We start from the raw sequence: 2,862 nt of genomic DNA, 5'->3' as shown, positions 1-2,862 counted from the left end.
GGATAGCTTGTTAGCCTACTGAGAGGGTGATGTAATGCCCCCTTTCAGGGGGTTAAAAGCAAAACCACCTTCTAAGAAGGTGGATTATTTACTTTTTATTAGCTGATGCCTGTTGGCTTATTGACAATTTGAGAGATGGCGTTAATCAACATTGGCTGGCAAATATTGTCTGTGATAATCGACAGGCATATCAAGATACATTGAATAAACTGCGAACTTGTTATGAACAGACTAAGGATAAAGTCATATTTCTGCCTTCACACTGCCAGGAAACACTGAATCAATTAAAACAGCGTGGCTGGATTAGCTAATGGAAAAGTTGAATATACTTCGCCATTTAATGATGAGCCGCTACCGTCGTTTTAAAACACGCTCCCAATTAGTTGAATGGCAACAGCACCAAGTAGCGCGACATTTGGATTGGGTTACTCAAAATTCACCATTTTACCAGGCATTTCGGGGCAAACCATTAGCAGAATTCCCACTGATGTCAAAGTCGCTCATGATGGAGCACTTTAATCAACTGAATACACGGCAACTGGATCGAGATCAGTTATTTGCCTGTGCTTTGAAAGCAGAGCAGGAAAGGGATTTTAGTCGTTCAGTCTTAAAGGATATTACGGTTGGTTTATCTTCAGGAACTTCAGGACAACGCGGATTATTTTTAGCTTCGCAAACAGAGCGTCACTGTTGGGCAGGTTATATTCTAGGTCGGTTATTGCCAAGTTTATGGATGCCGCAACGTATTGCGTTATTGCTTCGAGCAAATAGCCCGTTATATCAAACGGTACAACGAGGGCATATTCGTTTTCACTATGTGGATCTTACTCAACCACTCGATCAATGGATGGCGGAGCTGACGACATTTAACCCTACCTTATTGGTAGGCAGTGCTCAGGCGCTTCAATTGTGTGCCCAGGAACATCAAACACTGTCACCCTCATTAGTGGTCTCGGGGGCGGAAGTGTTAACGCCTACTGACCGAGCGTTGTTAGCTGCCAAGTTTAAATGCCCAATTCATGAAATATACCAATGCACTGAAGGTTTTTTGGCATGTACGCAAAGGGATGGTGTTATGCGTTGGAATGAGGATATAGTGCATATTGAGCCACATTGGCTAACACCAGATAAAACACATTTTTCTCCTATTATCACTGATTTTAGACGACGGACGCAGCCGATTATTCGTTATCAGTTAGATGATGTTATTGCGGTTGTTAACGAACAGGGCAGTGAACACAATGCTGCTCAAGAAGAAAAAGGCCAACTAAAGATAGCTCGTTCTTCACCTGTAGTTTTCCAAGCTATAGGGAGTATTGCCGGGCGTACCGGTGATTTACTGAAATGACCGGGTGCGAATCATACACCAGTTTCGGTGTTACCTGATTTAATATACCGAGCTGTAAGCTTGATGAGTGAAGGGCCTCTAGATTATCGAATTACTCAAATCAAAATAAATCGTATCCAGATTGAAAGTGACCTGCAGCATGCAGCTATTGCAATAGCTTTGCAGCAACTTTTCAAGCAATTACATGTGGATGTAAGACAGGTACATTTTGAATATCAGCCACGTCCACAGTGGCATCCTTTAACTAAACAGCGACGTGTGGTCAATCTGTGGTCATCTTAGTGACAGGTGCACGAGCCCCCGTAGCCATTGAGTGGGCGCGATTACTAATGCGGGCAGGTCATCAGGTTTGTTTGGCAGATAGTATGGTTTGGCCTTTGGGGCGTTTTATAAAGGGTATACAAGGTTATGTTCGATTACCTTCACCTCGCTTTAATTTACAGCAATATAAGCAGGCGTTAATTAAACTGTTAAGGGATAATTGCATTGAATGTATTATCCCTACATGTGAAGAAATATTTTATTTGGCGACGATCAAAGAAGACGTTGAAGCGCAACTGGGCGAGCAAAAAGTAGAATGGTATTTACCAGATTATGACCTGTTGTTTAAATTACATAATAAATTTACTAGTTTATCCTTATTGTCAGGGTTAGGTCAGGTACAGATACCTTCTACAGATTATTGTCAGCACCCTGATGATATTGTTGATGATAAAGCATCTATTTTAAAGCCTGTGTATTCGAGATTTGGTCGTCAGGTTATTCGTCGTCCTTACCAAGGTGTGCTTACATCTGATCAGATTACCCCTGCGATACCATGGGTCCAACAGCAAAAAATAGTAGGGCAGGCGATATGCAATTATGCGCTTTTTCAGCATGGACAACTAATTGCTCATCAGGCTTATTTGCCAAAATATTGTGTTAATCAGTCGGCAGCGAGTTATTTTGAGCCTTATTGTGATAATCGCTTAGATGAGTTTATTCGACAATTTGGTGAGCGAACACAGTATCACGGACAGGTTGCTTTTGATTATATTGAAGAAAATAATACGCTCTATGTCATTGAGTGTAACCCAAGAGCAACCAGTGGGCTACATCTATTAGCTTCTGGTTTAACAGTCAACGTCAATGGTCATTTTTACTATAAACCATCTGAAACCAGATCATACCGGCTTGGTAACATCATATTTTATGGCTTTTTATTTAAGGAACCGTTTAAAAAGTTATTATTTGATTACCGATGTGCTGATGATGTTTTTGCCGATAGTGTTTATCCATTATTCGTTGGTGGACAGTGCCTAACTTTGGCTGAATTATGTTTTCGTTGTGTACGTTATCGACGGCCAATGACGGATATCAGTACTTTGGACATTGAGTGGGATATACCATTAGACAAAGAAGGGCACCTCTAAAAATTCATATTGATGTATAATACATAGCAGCTGAGTAATAAGAAACGAGTGCTAGCAAAATGGTGCAACCAGGTTTTTTTGATCTGAAAGATCGTTATAACA

3 protein-coding genes are annotated in these 2,862 nt (G+C 40.9%); all 3 read left to right on the top strand.

Annotated features, from left to right (window positions below; all coding sequences use genetic code 11):
* Nucleotides 1–310 precede the first annotated feature (310 nt).
* The 3 genes from F607_RS32035 to F607_RS0126070 all read left to right on the top strand — a co-directional run bounded on the left by F607_RS32035 (nt 311) and on the right by F607_RS0126070 (nt 2,760).
* Nucleotides 311–1,348, top strand: coding sequence for a F390 synthetase-related protein (locus F607_RS32035; RefSeq protein WP_211233715.1), 1,038 nt, complete (start codon nt 311–313; stop codon nt 1,346–1,348).
* Between the two features lie 63 nt (nt 1,349–1,411).
* Nucleotides 1,412–1,630 (top strand): hypothetical protein, encoded by a 219-nt coding sequence (locus F607_RS35340; RefSeq protein ID WP_211233714.1) that lies wholly within the window; start codon nt 1,412–1,414, stop codon nt 1,628–1,630.
* Nucleotides 1,630–2,760 carry an ATP-grasp domain-containing protein gene (locus F607_RS0126070; protein WP_051311851.1) on the top strand — a complete coding sequence of 377 codons (1,131 nt, stop codon included), beginning with the start codon at nt 1,630–1,632 and terminating at the stop codon, nt 2,758–2,760. The genes F607_RS35340 and F607_RS0126070 overlap by 1 nt, the downstream gene beginning before the upstream one ends.
* Nucleotides 2,761–2,862 lie beyond the last annotated feature (102 nt).

Source organism: Zooshikella ganghwensis DSM 15267, assembly GCF_000428585.1.
Taxonomy (GTDB): Bacteria; Pseudomonadota; Gammaproteobacteria; order Pseudomonadales; family Zooshikellaceae; genus Zooshikella; species Zooshikella ganghwensis.
This window is presented reverse-complemented; position numbering and strand designations above follow the sequence as displayed.